At 29.8% G+C, this 17275-nt stretch carries 14 protein-coding genes; 2 read left to right on the top strand and 12 right to left on the bottom strand.

Features of this window, described 5'->3' with window-relative positions; genetic code table 11:
• The first annotated feature begins 147 nt into the window (after window positions 1-147).
• Window positions 148-615, top strand: coding sequence for a C-GCAxxG-C-C family protein (locus M2214_RS04705; RefSeq protein WP_248483316.1), 468 nt, complete (start codon window positions 148-150; stop codon window positions 613-615).
• Window positions 616-630: 15 nt separating this feature from the next.
• On the top strand, window positions 631-1566 hold the full coding sequence (locus tag M2214_RS04700) for a TDT family transporter (RefSeq protein ID WP_248483314.1): 936 nt from the start codon (window positions 631-633) through the stop codon (window positions 1564-1566).
• A 233-nt stretch (window positions 1567-1799) separates the two neighbouring features.
• Here the strand turns inward: M2214_RS04700 and M2214_RS04695 are convergent, their stop codons facing one another.
• The 12 genes from M2214_RS04695 to ade all read right to left on the bottom strand — a co-directional run bounded on the left by M2214_RS04695 (window position 1800) and on the right by ade (window position 17263).
• Complete coding sequence (locus M2214_RS04695) at window positions 1800-3818, bottom strand: methyl-accepting chemotaxis protein (RefSeq protein ID WP_248483312.1); 2019 nt, start codon at window positions 3816-3818, stop codon at window positions 1800-1802.
• Window positions 3819-4205: 387 nt separating this feature from the next.
• Complete coding sequence (locus M2214_RS04690) at window positions 4206-4769, bottom strand: DUF3841 domain-containing protein (protein WP_248483310.1); 564 nt, start codon at window positions 4767-4769, stop codon at window positions 4206-4208.
• 20 nt (window positions 4770-4789) lie between these two features.
• Window positions 4790-5377, bottom strand: a complete 588-nt coding sequence (locus M2214_RS04685; protein WP_248483308.1) for a DUF3841 domain-containing protein — start codon at window positions 5375-5377, stop codon at window positions 4790-4792.
• Between the two features lie 122 nt (window positions 5378-5499).
• Entirely contained in the window at window positions 5500-6324 is an 825-nt protein-coding gene (locus tag M2214_RS04680; protein ID WP_248483306.1) for a M55 family metallopeptidase, read from the bottom strand.
• 116 nt (window positions 6325-6440) lie between these two features.
• Window positions 6441-7397 carry an ABC transporter ATP-binding protein gene (locus tag M2214_RS04675; RefSeq protein ID WP_248483304.1) on the bottom strand — a complete coding sequence of 319 codons (957 nt, stop codon included), beginning with the start codon at window positions 7395-7397 and terminating at the stop codon, window positions 6441-6443.
• On the bottom strand, window positions 7348-8478 hold the full coding sequence (locus M2214_RS04670; RefSeq protein WP_248483302.1) for an ABC transporter ATP-binding protein: 1131 nt from the start codon (window positions 8476-8478) through the stop codon (window positions 7348-7350). Before M2214_RS04670 ends, M2214_RS04675 begins: the two co-directional genes overlap by 50 nt.
• A gap of 10 nt (window positions 8479-8488) precedes the next feature.
• Window positions 8489-9493, bottom strand: coding sequence for an oligopeptide ABC transporter permease (gene opp3C / locus M2214_RS04665; RefSeq protein ID WP_248483300.1), 1005 nt, complete (start codon window positions 9491-9493; stop codon window positions 8489-8491).
• Complete coding sequence (locus M2214_RS04660) at window positions 9494-10432, bottom strand: ABC transporter permease (protein ID WP_248483298.1); 939 nt, start codon at window positions 10430-10432, stop codon at window positions 9494-9496. It abuts the gene before it with no gap.
• Window positions 10433-10510: 78 nt separating this feature from the next.
• Complete coding sequence (locus M2214_RS04655) at window positions 10511-12124, bottom strand: peptide ABC transporter substrate-binding protein (protein WP_248483296.1); 1614 nt, start codon at window positions 12122-12124, stop codon at window positions 10511-10513.
• A gap of 58 nt (window positions 12125-12182) precedes the next feature.
• A complete protein-coding gene (locus tag M2214_RS04650; protein ID WP_248483294.1) occupies window positions 12183-12968 on the bottom strand; it encodes a gamma-glutamyl-gamma-aminobutyrate hydrolase family protein in 786 nt (261 codons plus the stop codon).
• A 524-nt stretch (window positions 12969-13492) separates the two neighbouring features.
• The gene (locus tag M2214_RS04645; protein ID WP_248483292.1) at window positions 13493-15196 is read right to left on the bottom strand and encodes a sigma-54 interaction domain-containing protein; all 1704 of its coding nucleotides are present in this window, start codon (window positions 15194-15196) and stop codon (window positions 13493-13495) included.
• A 339-nt stretch (window positions 15197-15535) separates the two neighbouring features.
• The gene (ade, locus tag M2214_RS04640) at window positions 15536-17263 is read right to left on the bottom strand and encodes an adenine deaminase (protein ID WP_248483290.1); all 1728 of its coding nucleotides are present in this window, start codon (window positions 17261-17263) and stop codon (window positions 15536-15538) included.
• Window positions 17264-17275: the final 12 nt, after the last annotated feature.

Below are 17275 nucleotides of genomic sequence, written 5' to 3'. Positions count from 1 at the left end.
TATTTTCTTTTATTGATATATTTTTACATATTTATTATACTAAAAACTGCAGCTGCATAAGGTAAAATATATCATTATTGAAAATATTTATAAAACAATATTTACATATAGATAAATCTTATAAACAATTTAAAAGGAGTGATTTGAATGAAAAAGGAAGAAATTATCAAAAAAGTACAAACCATTGCAGAAGGATATTTTGAAAGAGGTGAATTCTTCTGTTCTGAATCAGTTGTGCACACTATTAACGAGTTACTTGGATGGCCTTTCCCTAAAGAAACTACAAAATTAGCATCAGCTTTTCCTGTTGGCATGGGAAAATCAGGATGTCTATGTGGAGCTGTTAGTGGTGGTCAAATAGCTCTAGGCATGGTCTATGGAAGAAATCATGGAGAAGCTATGAATGAAAAAATGTTTCCGATGGCAGCTGAATTACATGATTACATAAAAGAAACTTACAAAAGTACTTGTTGTCGTGTAATAACTAGAAATTTTGAATTCAGTTCAGAAGAAAGAAAAAAACATTGTATTACAATCACGGGCTTAGTAGCTGCTTGGGTTGCTAATAAGTTAATAGAAGATGGTTCAATAGATATTGATAAAATAATTTTATAATGCGGAGAGTATAAAATGAAAAATATAATTAATAAACTTCCTATCCCTATTTCAGGATTAATGTTAGCTTTAGCAGCATTAGGGAACTTAGTTGTGTCTTATGGCGCTATATACAAAAATATTTTTGGATTAATTAGTTTCACCTTATTAATACTTTTAATATTAAAACTTATATTAAGACCTCATGTTATTACTGAAAGTTTAGAAAATCCTGTAGTTGCAAGTGTTGCCCCTACTTTTTCTATGGGGCTTATGCTTTTATCAACTTATATTAATAAATATTTTCCTTCTGTATCTTTTTTTATATGGATTTTAGGTTTATTAATACACTTTTTATTATTGTTTTATTTTACTAAAAGCTTTATTTTTAAATTTAACATAAAAAAAGTTTTTCCAAGCTATTTTGTAGTATATGTTGGTTTCGTAGTTGGAAGTGTAACAGCTCCAGTTTATAATTTTAATAATTTTGGACAACTTCTATTTTGGTTAGGATTAATATTTTATTTATCAATATTACCTATAGTAATTTATAGAATTTTGTATGTAAAAAATATCCCCGAACCTGCATTGCCTACAATAGCAATTTTTGCAGCACCTGCTAACTTATGTTTAGCTGGATACATTAGTTCTTTTCAAAATAAAAATATACTTATAATAGCTTTCTTAATTGTTCTTTCATTAGCAACAACATTTTCTGTCCTCTTATATATGCCACGGTTATTAAAGCTTAAGTTTTATCCAAGTTACTCAGCTTTTACATTTCCGTTTGTAATAAGCGCCATAGCAATAAAAAAAGCAAATGTGTTTTTACAAAATAATAATTATAACTTAAGTTTCTTAAAATATATAGTTAGATTCGAAGAGTTATTTGCTGTATTAATCGTTCTATATGTTTTAATAAAATACATTGCATTTTTATTTTCTAACAAAGAGCTTTCAATAAATAATTGATTATTATTTTTAGATTTAAGAAATCAAAGGAACAATGATTATAATCATTGTTCCTTTAAGACTAAAGTTTTTGTTTTTTTATTACTTCTCTATAATATTAACTATCCACTCTTTTCTTATCTCCCAAAGAATAGCTTGATTAATACCTGAAATCTTTTAATTATGTATCCCATTCAAAAGTTACTAATAAAACAACTTACCATTAACTTTTCTGCTTTTACTTATTATTTTAACTACTGTATTTTAAATTTGCTTATTTCTTGATTCAAGTTTACTGCAAGTTGATTGAGCACATCTGATGCTTTTGCAACTTCTTCTATTGCAATTGTTTGTTGCTGAATCGATGCACTAACTTCCTCTGATGATGCTGCTGCTTCTTCTGTTAAAGCTGATATATTTTCAATTGATTTCACAATATCTTCCTTATCATCATTTATATCTTTAACATGTACTCCAATATTATTAATATTTTCTGTGATTTTATCAATGGACTTTATAATTATATCAAATGAATTATTAACATCAGATACTGCGTTTGATTGTTTTGTAGTACTCTCTTTTACTTCACTCATAATTTCAACAGTTTTATCACTATCATTTTGGATATTAACAATTATTCCTCTTATGTCATTAACTGCACTATTTGAGCTTTCTGCAAGTTTTCTTATTTCATCAGCAACTACTGCAAATCCTTTTCCTGCATCCCCTGCTCTTGCAGCTTCAATAGAGGCATTTAATGCTAATAAATTTGTCTGTTCTGCAATTGAACTTATTGTATCCAATATATTTGTAATATACTGTGAATTATTGCTAAGTTCAAGTATTGCTTGTCCTACATTTTCAATACCTTCATTATTAATTTTTGTTGCCTCTTTTAGCCCTTCTATAACCTTAACTCCGTTTAAATTAGCATCTATTACTTCATTTGTAGAACTTAACATATCATTAGTATTTTTAGAAAGTTCATTAAGCTTCCCTGCCAGGTCTGATGTTAATACTGATCCTTTTTCTGATTCACAAGCTTGTTCAGAAGCTCCACTAGCTATCTCATCGACAGTTCTTGCTACTTCTTCTGCAGAAACACTGGTTTCATCAGCATTTGCTGCTAGATTCTGTGCAGCTGAATTTACTTTTTGAGATGCATTTCTTATATTTTTTATGAGTTTTACAATATCATCAAGCATTATATTGAAACCCTCACCAATTTGACCTATCTCATCTCTATTTTTAAAATTGCACCTTACTGTAAAGTCCCCTTTTTTAATTTCTTCCATATTATTTAGTAGCTTATTTATAGGATTTATTAAACTGCTTGAAAACATAACAGAAACAATTCCAGCTGATAATAAAGAAATAATTCCAATAATTATTGTAGTATCAAATAAAACTTTAGTATCATCTTTAATCTCATCAAGATACATAGTTACTATTACATTCCAGCTTAATTTATCAATTTTTGTAAATAATCCAATTTTATCTTTTAAAACTCCATTTTCCTCTCTAGAATATTCTACAATTCCTTCATTGTCTTTATTTACTGCTTCTACAACTTCTTTTGTATCTATATGCTTTCCTATCATTTTTGTATCTTTATGCGTAATAAGCTTTAGATTCTTATCTGATAAAACTGCATAACCATTTTCTCCTACTTTAAATTTATTTACTTTATCACAAATATCTTCTAATGCAATATCAAAACCTAACACTCCAATGAACTCATTATTATTAACAGTGTCATATACAGGTATAGAAACAGTAGTAACCATTTTATTTGTAAACGCATCTATGTATGGATCTGCCCATTTTATACCGTTTTTACTTAAAGCATCAATATACCAATCTCTTTCAGTAGGGTTGTATCCTTCTGGCAGTTCAGCTTGAGGATACGTGAACATATCTTTATTTTTAGTTCCAAAATAAACAGTTTGAATAAATGGATGTGATTTTTGAAAATTTTCGAAAGTTCTTATCATAGAAGATTGTGTACTTGAATCTATTAAAACACTTTGAACATTTGGATCAAGTGCCATATATCTTATATTATATTCATTTTCTTCTACAAAAGTACTAACATTTTCTTTTATTTGTATTGCCATTTTTAGAGAATTGTTTTTCAGATTTTTTTCTAAAATTTCGCTAGACTTTAAATATGAAGTTATTCCTAGTGTGCTTAACGAAATACTTATTAGCATAATAAATACGATAATAAGTTTAAATCCTATTCCTCTTTTAATTTTAAACGAATTGTTCACTTGTAATCTCCCCTTTGATGATAATATTTCAGATAATATCTCCCTAATTTACAATAAAAAATTTATATCCCTACTAATATTAAATGAAATCGTTTTCAAAATCAACAGAATTACATCGCAATTTATAACCCTCCTTCTTCATTTTACTTCAAAATCTAAGATAAATCAGCGACTTGTACTAAAAAACGACATGCTAACTTCAGCATAGAAGTTTTCGTATTTCCATTATTTTTCAATATATTTAAAATGAAACATTTAAGGATGATTTTTTTTTATTTTGTCTTTATTTATCTTATATATAAAGTAGCTATATTTTCAGTCTAATTTCAATTTTTTTACAAACAAAAAGAGCCTGTATAATCATACTTAGCTCAATTTTTTTCTTTTTTAAATATATTCTAAATCATTTTCTATAATATCAGCTATCCACTCTTTTCTTATCTCCCAAAGAGCAGCTTGATTAATCCCTGAAATCTTTATATCTTCTTCAAATAATCTATACCAACTCTTTTTTATCTTAGATTTTAATTGAGGATAGAAATTACTCATATAGGCTTCACTATCATCTGTTATATTGTATCTTTCTAATTCTTTTACAAACTTATCTTTATCTTTTTCATCCTTATGTATATAAGAAAAGTTTAATATCCTATTCCATTTCCCACTATCAAATACTATACATTTATCATCGTCTACCTCTAGTTCTAAAATAACTGCATCTTCATAATGCTCAACATATCTTACGTCAGTCCATGTCCATATAGGAAAACCAGCTTTTTCTGGTTTTTTTATTATATTTTCTGTATTTGATACGAACCAATCATAAGCAGTAAGAAAAATCTTTGATACATCTTGATATTTATTAGTTATGTACTCTCTTTTAACATAATAAACTTCATCTTTCATTATAGTATCTAGGACTATTTTTTTCTGACAAGTCCACAGCTTCATAGCATCATCTCCTACATATTCTATTCACCTTCATAATAAACAATATTAACTATCCACTCTTTTTTTATCTCCCACAATGTAGCTTGAGTTAGCTCACAAAGTCTAATATTATTGTCAAATAACCTATTCCAACTTTTCTTTGTCTTATCTCTTAATAATGGATAAAAGTTTCCTTTGTCACTCATAAAAAGTTCTGATTCATCTGATATCCCATATTTCTTAAGCTCTTCATTGTGCTTTCTCTCATCTTCTCTATCAAGTGGAATATACCAATAATTAACGACATATCCCCATTTTTCTTGATCTGTAATGATTACATTTTCTTTATCAACTTCAAGTTCAAGAACTACTGTGTCTTCTGTCGGTTGAAGCATTAAATCATTAGTAGTAGATAACCATATAGGATAATTAACTTCTTTTGGCTTTTCTACAATCTTTGAACCTTCTTTAGCATACCATTTATAAATTTTAAGATAGAATGGAGTAATAGTATCAAGCTTTTGCTTTATATATTCTTCCTTCACACGATATATACCATTTTCTTCTAAATCATCTAAAATATTTTTATGTTGTCTAGTCCAGAGTTTAATTTTTTCTTTATTATTCATAATACCTCCCTCTAGATTATTAACTAATACTTATATGTATATAACTTCTCTTAGAAGGTCCCTCTATCCTGTTATGAAAAATAAAAAAGCTTGTGAAATCACAAGCTAATATATCAATAATCTTATTTCAATGTACTAGCAGCTAATATAGTTAATGCTATCCTAACCTTATAAGCTTCTATAATATCTTTTGCAGTATACTTTACTCTATTTGGTGATACAATCTCAACTCCCGGTATAAAAAGTGTAGATTCAGCCATACCATTATTCATAAAAGCAACTTCTAATTCCACTTTTCCTTCAATTTTACAAGGTTTAATAATATCTAATTTTTTAGAAATAGTTTCACTAATTTTTTCTTCCAAAATTTTGTATACCTTTTTAGGATGAATACACTCCGCAGTATATCTACTGTGTGCACGCTTTACTATTACTGACTCTATATCTTCATTAAAGGTTTTTACTTGTTTTGATAATATATCATCTCCAGATACTAATACCACAGGTATATCAAAATATCCAGCTACTAGCGAATTAAATTCAAACTCACCAATTGCATTACCATTTAATTTAACTTCTGATACAACCGCCCCATGATATGAATGAGATAATACGCCTGATGTATTATGTCTAGCATGATATCCTATAAATATTGCTGCATCATATGTTTTATCAATCCCCTCCATCATTCCTAATAGCTTTTTATTACCAGAAATTAATTTCACATCTTCATCTAACTCTTCAATTATTATATTAGTCATTGGTCCATGAGAGTCATTTACAAGTATTTCTCTGCCTCCTGTTGCTTTTAATCCTTTAACTACTGCATTCACTTCATTTGTCATGAGTCTTCTTGCTCTGTTATAATCATATCCATCTTGAGATGTATGAGTATTATTTACAACACCACTTATTCCCTCTATGTCTGCAGAAATATATATTTTCATATTCTCCCCCCAGTATTTTTGTTTATTAAATTCACTTAAAAGTTTATGCTTTTGCTCTTTATTTTATTATTTTAATATCCCTTTATCACTTTTAGCACAAATCAAAAAGAGCCTGTTTAATCACAGGCTCCTACTCTATATAATTCTTCTTCATTTATCCATGCTTTAAATTCTTCTTCAGTGGCTAAAACATAGTGACCGTCATTCACAAGGCGAGATTCGCCCAAGCTATAATCTATTCCACTTTTTTTATAATCATAATGTAGTGAAACTGAATCTCTTGCAACAAGGGGGTTTGGTTCAGGTATTGCTGACAATAAAGATTTCGTATATGGATGTATCGGATTATTAAAAATATCATCAGTCGTTCCCACTTCTACCAAATTACCTAAATGCATTACCCCTATTCTATCTGAAATGTATTTAACCATTGAAAGATCATGGGCTATAAATAGGTACGTAATTTCTGTTTCTTCTTGAATTTCTTTCATAAGATTAACTACTTGTGCTTGAATAGAAACATCTAAGGCACTTATTGCTTCATCTGCAATAATTAAACTTGGATTCATAATCAATGCACGAGCAATACCTATTCTTTGTCTTTGCCCACCTGAAAATTGATGCGGGTATCTTTTTGCATGCTCTCTAGAAAGTCCAACTTTCTCTAATATTCTATAAACTTTCTCTTCTCTCTCTTTTTCATTAAAATAAAGACCATAGTTATCAATACCTTCAGCTATAATATCCATAACTTTTTTTCTTGGATTTAATGATGCCATTGGATCTTGAAATATCATCTGCATTTTTGTTCTCAAATGTCTAGTTGTTTCTTTATTAAGCTTTTTACTAATTACGATATCATCAAAAGTGACTTCACCAGAAGTAGGTTTATATAGTCTTATTATAGATCTTCCTGTTGTTGATTTTCCACTACCACTTTCTCCTACCAGCCCAAAAGTTTCGCCTTTGTTGATTTCAAAGCTAATTCCATCAACAGCTTTAACAGTAAAATTTTTATTTATTCTAAAATGTTGCTTTAGATTTTTTACTTCTAAAAGAGGCTTCTCTTTCATCCTTTTTCACCTCCTGTAACATTTTGTCAATTCTCAACCTTAGTTCTTTAGGCATTTCTATCTTAGGTGCATTTTCATATGCTAGCCAAGTAGCAACTCTATGTCTTCCCCCTACATTAAACATTTGTGGACTCAATCTAAAATCAATATTTAGAGCATATTCATTTCTAATAGCAAATGCATCACCCTCGAATTTGTCCATTAAATTAATAGGGTTTCCAGGTATAGAGTATAGTTTCCCTTCTAATGTACTTATATCTGGAATTGAAGATAACAATCCCCAAGTATATGGATGTCTAGGATCATAAAAAATCTCCTCTACTGTTCCCTTTTCTATTATTTTTCCAGCATACATAACTGCTACATAATCAGATACCTTTGCTACAACACCTAAATCATGTGTAATATAAATTACAGATACATTTTTTTTCTTTTGTATATCTTTGATAAGCTCTAATATTTTAGCTTGTACAGTCACGTCAAGAGCTGTTGTAGGCTCATCACATATAAGAATTTCAGGATCACACGAAAGAGCTATTGCTATTACAACTCTCTGCCTCATTCCGCCAGATAACTGATTAGGATACTGTTTCATTCTTTTTGCTGGATTATCAATTCCAACTAATTCAAGAAGCTCTTCTGCCTTTGCCTTAGCTTCAGCTTTAGGAGTTTTATAGTGTTGACGCATGCCTTCCATTATCTGATTTCCAATAGTCATTGTAGGATTTAAAGAAGTCATAGGATCTTGAAATACCATTGCAATTTTCTTTCCACTTATTTCTTTTCTAATTTCTTTAGATGTCATTTTTACAATGTCATATTCCTTTTTTCCTACATTTTCATCTTCACATCTATAAATAATTTTACCATTATTTATAACACCATTATTACTGAGTATTCCCATAACCGCCTTTACAGTAACACTTTTGCCACTACCACTTTCTCCTACAATTGCAATAGTTTCTCCCTTAAATAAGTCTAACTTAATTCCTCTTATCGCATTTAGCTCTCCTGAGGAAGTTGTAAAAGATATATCTAAATCTCTTATTGATAGTATGCTTTCTCTTTTTTCTTCAATCATTCAGTATCACCTACATTTCTTTCATTTTAGGATCAAATGCATCCCTTAATCCATCCGCCATTATATTGAAACTAAGCATCAAAATGGCTAAAACAGTTGTTGGAATTGCCACCATATAAGGAAACACTAAAAATGATTTAAATCCATCACTTATAAGTACTCCAAGAGAAGCCATAGGTGCCTGCAGACCAAGACCTATAAAAGCTAAAAATGATTCAGTAAATATAGCATTAGGAATAGAAAACATAGACATAATTATTACTTGACCCAATATATTCGGTAAAACTTCTTTAAAAATAATCTTTGCATTTCCAGTTCCTAATGTTCTAGAAGCTAAAATAAATTCTTGCTCTTTTAATTTTAAGACCTGTGCTCTAACCACACGACTCATTCCAATCCATCCCTTAATAAAAAGAGCGATTGTAATAGACATAATTCCCGGTTTAAGAACAAGAACTAAGAGTGTAACAATAACCATGTTAGGTATACCATTAAGTATCTCAATAACTCTTTGCATAACTAAGTCAATCTTACCTCCAAAGAATCCCGAAATAAGACCAAAACTCATACCTATTATCATATCTATAAACATTGCAAGTCCTGCAATGTAAAGAGATATTCTAGTTCCTACCCAAGTTCTAGTCCATAAGTCTCTACCAAGAGTATCAGTGCCGAATAAATAATATTCTCCTTCTGCCCCTTTTTGTTCATAAACATTCACCCCATCGGATATTCCATCCCAAATGCCTACCTTTTCTAAAATTGGTATTCTAGGCGGTAAAGATGAATACTCTATGATAATAGATTTATATGTATGATTATTTACATATGGTGCAAATAAAGCCATAAATATAATAATTACTATACAAATAAAACCTATAACAGCTCCTTTATTTTTTATAAATCTAGTGAAAACATCTTTTGCAAAGGATTCTTTAGAAGCATCAAATGAATCTACAATCTCTATACTTTTATCAGCTACAATAAAATCATCTTTTTTAAAATCAACCTTCATCTAACGTTCACCATCCTCTGCTAGTCTAATTCTTGGATCTATTATGCCGTATAGTATATCTACTGCTAACATTACTGCAATAAATAAAACACTAAAAATAAAGGCCACTGCAATAACTACATTATAGTCATTTACCTGTATTGCGGTTACAAATAAACTCCCCAACCCAGGTATTGCAAAAATTTTCTCAACTACTAAGCTGCCTGTCATTAAACTTACAACTAAAGGCCCTAAGACTGTTATTACAGGAATAAGAGCATTTCTTAATCCATGTCTAACAATTAATCTATTTTCATTAATTCCTTTTGATTTAGCCAATAAAATATAGTCACTTCCTAAAACATCTAACATCTCACTTCTTAAAAACCTTGCAACAGTAGCAATTGTAAACATAGAAAGAGCTATAGTTGGCATAACACTTGATCTAGAAGCATTTGATGGATCAAATAAAATTGGAAATAACCTCATCTTATAACCTAATAAATAAGCAAGCCCTAATGCAAATACATATGATGGAATACTGACTCCACATACAGAAATCACACTAGCTAAGTTGTCCAGCCAAGTATTGTGATTGAGTGAAGCAATAATACCAAGTATTACTCCAATAAAGGTTCCTAAAAGCACTGCTTGGATACCTATAGATACAGTTACCTTAATTCTTGGCTTTAACATTTTTGCAATTGGCATATTTTTTTTTATCGAATACGAAACTCCAAAATCACCCTTCGTCATTAACTTGATATAATTCCCAAACCTAACCAACACTGGATCATCCAATCCGTATTTTTCTTCTACAATAGCTTTTTGTTTTTCCGTTAATTTTTCATCATTAAAAGGTGTTCCTGGCATTAGTTCCAGCATCATGAATAATATTAATAATATTGTAAATATGGTAAATATTGAAATAGTTAGTCTTTTAAAAGTGTATTTCCACATTTTCGTTCCCCTTTTTAAATATAAATTATAAGGTAAGTTTTTAACTTACCTTATAATTTATTATTAGTTTATATGATTCTATTCTGATTTAATATCAGCGTACTTGTAAGTATATGGAACACCCACAGAGTTATTAACTACCCCCGTAACTCTAGGATTCCAAAGAGTTGATGCACCAGTTTGGTAAACTGGTATTGGTCCTCCGCCTTTTAATAGTATCTCTTCTGCTTTTTTCATAAGCTCCCAACGTTCTTCTAGTGAAATTTTTCCAGATTTACATTGCTCAATTATCTTATCGAATTCTGGATCTGTATAAAAACCAAAATTCATTGAAGCTCCAGTAACAAATAATTCTAAATAAGTCATTGGATCTTGATAGTCTGGTCCCCAACGTGTTAAACCAATTTCATATTCGCCTTTATCCATTAACTTAAGTCTTGTCTTTTTAGGCTGAGATTTAAGATTAATTGTAATTCCTTCAAGTGTTGTTTCAATCTCTGATTTCATAAATTCTGCAACTTTTTTAGATGACTCAGAGTCTTCAAATAATAATTCTATAGTAAGCTCATCCTTGCCTATTTCAGCTTTTGCCTTTTCCCAATACTCTTTTGCAGCTTCTTTACCTTCTGTAAAATATTTTGGAGTTGTATCTCTAAAGTCCTTTCCATCAGGACCAGTTGCAAGCTTGATTGGTACAAAAAAATTGCCTGCTACAGATCCATCTTTAAGAACAGAATCAGCTATTTGTTCTCTATTAAAAGCATTTGCAAGGGCACGATTTAAGTTTACATTACCCAAATCACCTTTTTTAAGATTCACACTAAGGTACCATAAATAACTTCCCAAGTTTGTTTCGTAATCTGGATTATTTTTATACTTTTCAACAAGTTCCCCAGTCAATCTAACGTAATCTGTTGCTCCAGAATCATACTCTAATACAGAACTTTGAGAATCTAGAACAACTTTAAAATTAATTGCATCTAATTTAACTGAATCTGAATCCCAATATTTTTCATTTTTAACAAGTTTAAAACTACTTCCTTGATACCACTCGCTCATTTTATAAGGACCACATGCAAGTGTACCTTCAGGACTTAATGCATACTCATCACCTTGAGACTCTACAAATTCTTGATTTGTTGGGTAGAATGATGGAAAAGTCATAAGCTTAATAAAGAAAGGAACTACTCTATCAAGTTCAACTACTAATGTTTTATCATCTACAGCTTTAACACCCAACTCTTCAAGAGGTTTTTCTCCTGTTGCACAATCCCATCCATTTTTTACTCCTGCAACGTCTAACATGTAAGAATACTCACTTGCAGACTCTGGATTCGCAAGTCGTCTCCATCCATAAACAAAGTCATGTGCTGTTACTGGTGTACCATTACTCCACACTGCATCCCTTATTTTAAATGTATATTTCAGTCCATCTTCAGAAACCTCAGTTTTTTCAGCTAATGCAGGAAGCGCACTTCCATCTTCGGCCATGTAGTAAAGACCATCTACTGTTGCTGCAATAGCTTCAAACGAAAACCCATCAGTTGCTAACTGTGTATCCATCGAGTGTAGGTCTGCACCTTTAGTCACTGTTAAAATCTTTTCTGGTTTAGCATCCACTTGTTCACTACTACAACCAGTCATACTTACAATTAACATAAGTACAATAAAAAAACTAATTACCTTTTTCATTTAATCATCCTCCTCAATTATTATGTAAATTATTTGACATACTAAATAAATGTAAACCCTATTTTGTTTCCTTTGATTTTTTAAATGCAAGAGATTCTTTTATAAAATATTTGAATATACTTCTGCTGTACTCATCATTAATGCTGTCATCAGGCGCCAACATCTCAGGATGCCATTGAACGCCTAATAAAAACCTATCTTCTATTCCTTCAATACCCTCAACAATTTCATCTTCACTCATTGCATTGATTTTTAAACCTTTACCTAATTCTTTAATACTTTGATGATGGAAAGAATTAGTTGGAATATTCTTTTTTCCTATAATTTTGAATAGTAAACTATCTTCTTCAATAGATACATCATGTGCAATAACATCTTTTGAAAGGGGTTCTTTTGAATAAGTATGTTTAGGATATTCCCCCGTTCTCATTTCTTGAAATAATGTTCCCCCATGAACAGTATTTATCAATTGAAGACCTCTACAAATCCCTAAGATTGGAATAGAAGTTTCTGAAAGTGCTTTTTTATACAGATTAATTTCTAATTCATCTAAGCTATCCACTAAATTTTTGTATTCAAACTCAGCTTCTTCATTGTAGTATTTGGGATTTACATCATTTCCACCAGAAAAAATTATTCCATCAAGTTTTTCAATAATTCCTAAAGAAACTTTGTAATTTCCAACTATTGGAATTACTATTGGTGTTCCTCCCAGTTGCTCAACAGATTTTACATAATCATCAGCTAATAAAGCCCATGATTGGTTTTTGCAACCTTGATTAGTTATAATGCCAATATTGTCATCAAAAGATATTTTTGCTGTAATTCCTATTAACGGTCTCATAAATACCTCCTAAAAAAAAATTACCATGGTTGCTTATATTATCAAGCAATTCTCTTGCCAAAATATTGAATTTTAGAAAATTTTTATAAAATATGCCTTACTTAAATTTTTTACTTAATAAAAAGATTTTTCATTAAAGTAAACCAAAAATATATTTATAAGATTTCATTGAAATTTCAACGGTTCATTAAGTAATCAAAAATAAAAATTTAAATCGTTTTTTCAATATAAGTTGAAATATCTTTTTTAACAAAAATAAAAAAGCCTGTAAATGTGAAAAACATTCACAGGCTTTTTTATTTTTGTCATTTTGATAAGTCATTCTGACAATCGAGTTTTATTGTGGCTATTTCTATTAAAATTTAGACATTTATACAAATGAGAAATCTTTATCATTTTAAGAAATATAAATAATATTGAACTTTTTAAGCCAGCGTTCTATCAAAATTGAGGCACTTAAAAAAGATTCTTGTAAAATTAAACTATGCACTGAAGACAGCTCTATCCAAGCATAATATGCAAAATCAAAATTCATATTTTTTAAGATATCTATATAAAGTGGACAGACTTATTCCTAATTCCTTAGATATTATAGTCTTTGATTTTACTGTATTTCCATATTTTTCAATAAGATTAGCTATATTCTGCTTTTTAAAATCATTAATCGAAATTTCCTGAGCACTATCAAAACCAATATTACTATTATAATTTATATTTAATGGTAAACTACTTGCCGTTAAAGTATCCGTCTTCTCCATAGTTATTGCATATTCAATTACATTCTCAAGTTCTCTAACATTTCCAGGCCAATCATAAATTAATAGATTTTTTTTTACTCTATTCTCTATATTTTTTATATTCTTGTTAAATTTATTATTATATTTATCAATAAAATATCTTGTAAGTTCAATAATATCCTCTGTTCTTTCCCGTAAAGCTGGTAGATTTAAAGGAATCACACATAATCTATAATATAAGTCATCTCGAAACTGGCCATTTTTCATTTTCTCAGATAAATTTTTATTTGTAGCGGCAACAAATCTTACATCTAATTGTATTTCTTTTGTGCCTCCAATTCTTGTTATCTTTCCTGTTTCAAGAACTCTTAACAGCTTGGGTTGCAAATAGATGGGCATGTCTCCAATTTCGTCTAAAAAGATCGTTCCATTATTAGCTACCTCAAACAAACCTTTCTTTCCTTTTTTGCTTGCACCTGTAAAGGCACCTGCTTCATATCCAAATATTTCACTTTCTATTAAATGATCAGGAATGGCAGCACAGTTTATAGGTATAAACGGATTATCTCTTCTATCACTTATATTATGAATTAATTTTGCAAACATTTCTTTTCCCGTTCCACTTTCTCCTAAAATCAAACAATTTGAATTGTATTTTGCAACATGGAGCACTACTTTCCTTAATTCCTCTATGGTTTCACTTTTCCCTATAATTTTACCTAAAAATATTTCTTTATCAATAAAGCCATTATTCTCCTCATTCTTATTTTTATTTTCCATTTGAAGAAAGAATATTTGGTTGTAATCATTTCCATTTAAATTAACTTTAACTCTATTGACACATAGACTGTTATTTATTTTAAAGGTACTCTTTTGAAAATCATCTCCATAAGATACTTTACTCTTGGAAATCAAATCATATATGTTATGGAAATTTTGAAAATTTTTCTTAACAACATCGGTCATTCGAATAATATTACCTTCTTTATCCGTTATTATTATTGCTTCTTCCGAAAAGGATAATAATTTTTCATAATTGGCAAGTTTGATTTCATTTTCTACGAATTCAGCAATCGCTTCAGCAGTAACAGCAATAAATTGAAGTAACTTATCTTTTTCTCTAACAATTCGTTTTTTAGATGCATCCTCATAAGTCGAAGATATTGTCACTACGCCTAAGCATTTTCCATTTGAGATAATCGGCATATGTATGGAATATTCTTTCCCACAATTTTCCGATTTTTTCATTGGACATTCTTCACATATCTCATTTTCTAGAGGATTAAACATAAAAAGAGGTTTCATGTTTTTTAAAACCCAACCATTAGATGTATTTTTATGCAGTACTATACCTAACATTTTACTATATATACCTGTTCCAATTATTCTTAATAGTTTATTATCGACAATATAAATATCAAAATCAATCATTTCAGCCGTAGCTTCAATATATTTAAATAATCTAGAATAAATACTGGTTAAAATCCCCATAACAACCCCCCTATTGTACCTATTTTAATGAACTAGCATAGAACCAAACATCCAATAATAAACATAATATACATAGCTCGCCTGAAGCCATCTAAACTTTTCCATATAAATATTATACACAAAATATATACCATTTTGAAAAATTTGTATATAACAAAAATTTTCTATAATTTTGAATCAATACATAACACCTATCATAATCCACCCTAACATTTAAACCCACAGCATCTAAAAAGATGTATATGAAAATAAAAACGGTTGCTCAAAAAGAAGAACCTGTGCAATTACAGGCTCCTCTTCTATCTACAATTATTAAGTATAGTTCCCATTTATGTTACTTTAATCCGCATTTATATCTATAAAATCAAATTTAGTAACATCGAATAATCCCTTATCAGTAATCTTTATTTCAGGAATAACAGGCAGTGCCAAGAATGCAAGAGTCATAAAAGGTTCTATATTCTTATTTACATGCAACTGCTCATAAGATATTTCAAGCATCTCAGATAATATTTCACTGACTCTTTCAATACTTAAATCAGACATAAGTCCTGCTATTGGAAGCTCAAGTGTTTTTAAAACCTTTGAATTTGAGCATATAGTTATACCCCCGCCTACTCTACTAACTTCATTTATAGCCATTAACATATCATCATCATTATCTCCTATAACAACTATATTATGAGAATCATGGGCTACCGTTGATGCTATTGCTCCACCTTTTAAGCCAAAATTTTCAACCAATCCAAGTCCTATATTTCCAGTTGCATTATGTCTTTCAACCACTGCTATTTTAAGCACATCATCTTCTTTTGTACTTTTGAATAATCCATATTCAACATTTACATTTTTAACTAGCTTTTTAGTCAATATACTATGATCTATTACTCCTATAATATTCGCTTTATTCGTTTTCATATTTATATTTAAATCTTCTTTTCTTACACCTTTTATATTTACAGTATCTTTTACATCATAACCATTGTACTCATTTGCATTAAATAGAGGTGTCTTATCTTTTGATACTAACTTTCCATTTTTAAATACTTTGACTACATTAAATTCTTCTAAATCATCAATAACTATTAAATCAGCATAATATCCCGGTGCTATTGCTCCTAATTTTTCAAGATTATAGCATTCAGCAGTATTTATACTCGCCATCTTTATAGCTGATATAGGGTCTATTCCATTTTTTATAGCTATCCTTACGCTATTATCTATATGACCTTCATTCAATAAATCCTCTGGGTGTCTATCATCTGCACACAATATACATCTTCTCATATTATCAACAGTTATACCCTTTACTAATGATAATAAGTTTTTGGCAGCTGATCCTTGTCTTATAGCTATATACATACCAAGTCTTATTCTCTCCATCATTTCCTCAACGGTTGAACATTCATGCTCGGTTTTAACTCCCGATACTACATATGCATTCAAATCTTTTCCAGATATTTCGGGACCATGTCCATCTATTATTTTCCCGTATTCATTAGCTAAATTCACCTTTTTTATAACGCTATCATCACCGTTTATAACACCGGGATAGTTCATCAATTCTCCAAGTCCTAATACTCTTGGATTATCTATTAATTCCTTTAGGACCTCAGCTTCAAGTATAGCTCCTGAATTTTCAAAAGGTGTGGCAGGTACACAAGATGGAAGCATTATATACACATTTAAAGGTATATTTTGAGTTTTATTTAGCATATATTCTATCCCTTTTATACCACATACATTTGCTATTTCATGAGGGTCTGCAATTATAGTAGTAGTTCCTCTTGGTACTATTGCTCTTGCAAACTGAACAGGAGATACCATAGATGATTCTATATGTATGTGCCCATCTATAAGTCCTGGAGATACGTATTTCCCTTTTATATCTATTTCTTTTTCTCCGCTATAACTTCCAACACCTACTATTTTCCCATATGCTATAGCAATATCAGCTTCTATGATTTCATGTGAAAATACATTCACAACTTTACAGTTTTTAAGTACTAATTCTGCTTTTTTTCTTCCAGTAGCCATCTCTATAATACTTTTCATATTACTATTCATATTATCCCCCCT

The sequence above is a fragment of the Tepidibacter aestuarii genome, assembly GCF_934924865.1.
GTDB lineage: Bacteria > Bacillota > Clostridia > Peptostreptococcales > Peptostreptococcaceae > Tepidibacter_A > Tepidibacter_A aestuarii.
This window is presented reverse-complemented; position numbering and strand designations above follow the sequence as displayed.

Bases quoted from the DNA above. Each gene is read 5' to 3' on its own strand.
- M2214_RS04705 (WP_248483316.1), top strand. From the start codon at position 148: ATGAAAAAGGAAGAAATTATCAAAAAAGTACAAACCATTGCAGAAGGA.
- M2214_RS04685 (WP_248483308.1), bottom strand. From the start codon at position 5,377: ATGAATAATAAAGAAAAAATTAAACTCTGGACTAGACAACATAAAAAT.
- ade (WP_248483290.1), bottom strand. From the start codon at position 17,263: ATGAATAGTAATATGAAAAGTATTATAGAGATGGCTACTGGAAGAAAA.
- M2214_RS04700 (WP_248483314.1), top strand. From the start codon at position 631: ATGAAAAATATAATTAATAAACTTCCTATCCCTATTTCAGGATTAATG.
- M2214_RS04650 (WP_248483294.1), bottom strand. From the start codon at position 12,968: ATGAGACCGTTAATAGGAATTACAGCAAAAATATCTTTTGATGACAAT.
- M2214_RS04645 (WP_248483292.1), bottom strand. From the start codon at position 15,196: ATGGGGATTTTAACCAGTATTTATTCTAGATTATTTAAATATATTGAA.
- M2214_RS04680 (WP_248483306.1), bottom strand. From the start codon at position 6,324: ATGAAAATATATATTTCTGCAGACATAGAGGGAATAAGTGGTGTTGTA.
- M2214_RS04670 (WP_248483302.1), bottom strand. From the start codon at position 8,478: ATGATTGAAGAAAAAAGAGAAAGCATACTATCAATAAGAGATTTAGAT.
- opp3C (WP_248483300.1), bottom strand. From the start codon at position 9,493: ATGAAGGTTGATTTTAAAAAAGATGATTTTATTGTAGCTGATAAAAGT.
- M2214_RS04655 (WP_248483296.1), bottom strand. From the start codon at position 12,124: ATGAAAAAGGTAATTAGTTTTTTTATTGTACTTATGTTAATTGTAAGT.
- M2214_RS04690 (WP_248483310.1), bottom strand. From the start codon at position 4,769: ATGAAGCTGTGGACTTGTCAGAAAAAAATAGTCCTAGATACTATAATG.
- M2214_RS04675 (WP_248483304.1), bottom strand. From the start codon at position 7,397: ATGAAAGAGAAGCCTCTTTTAGAAGTAAAAAATCTAAAGCAACATTTT.
- M2214_RS04660 (WP_248483298.1), bottom strand. From the start codon at position 10,432: ATGTGGAAATACACTTTTAAAAGACTAACTATTTCAATATTTACCATA.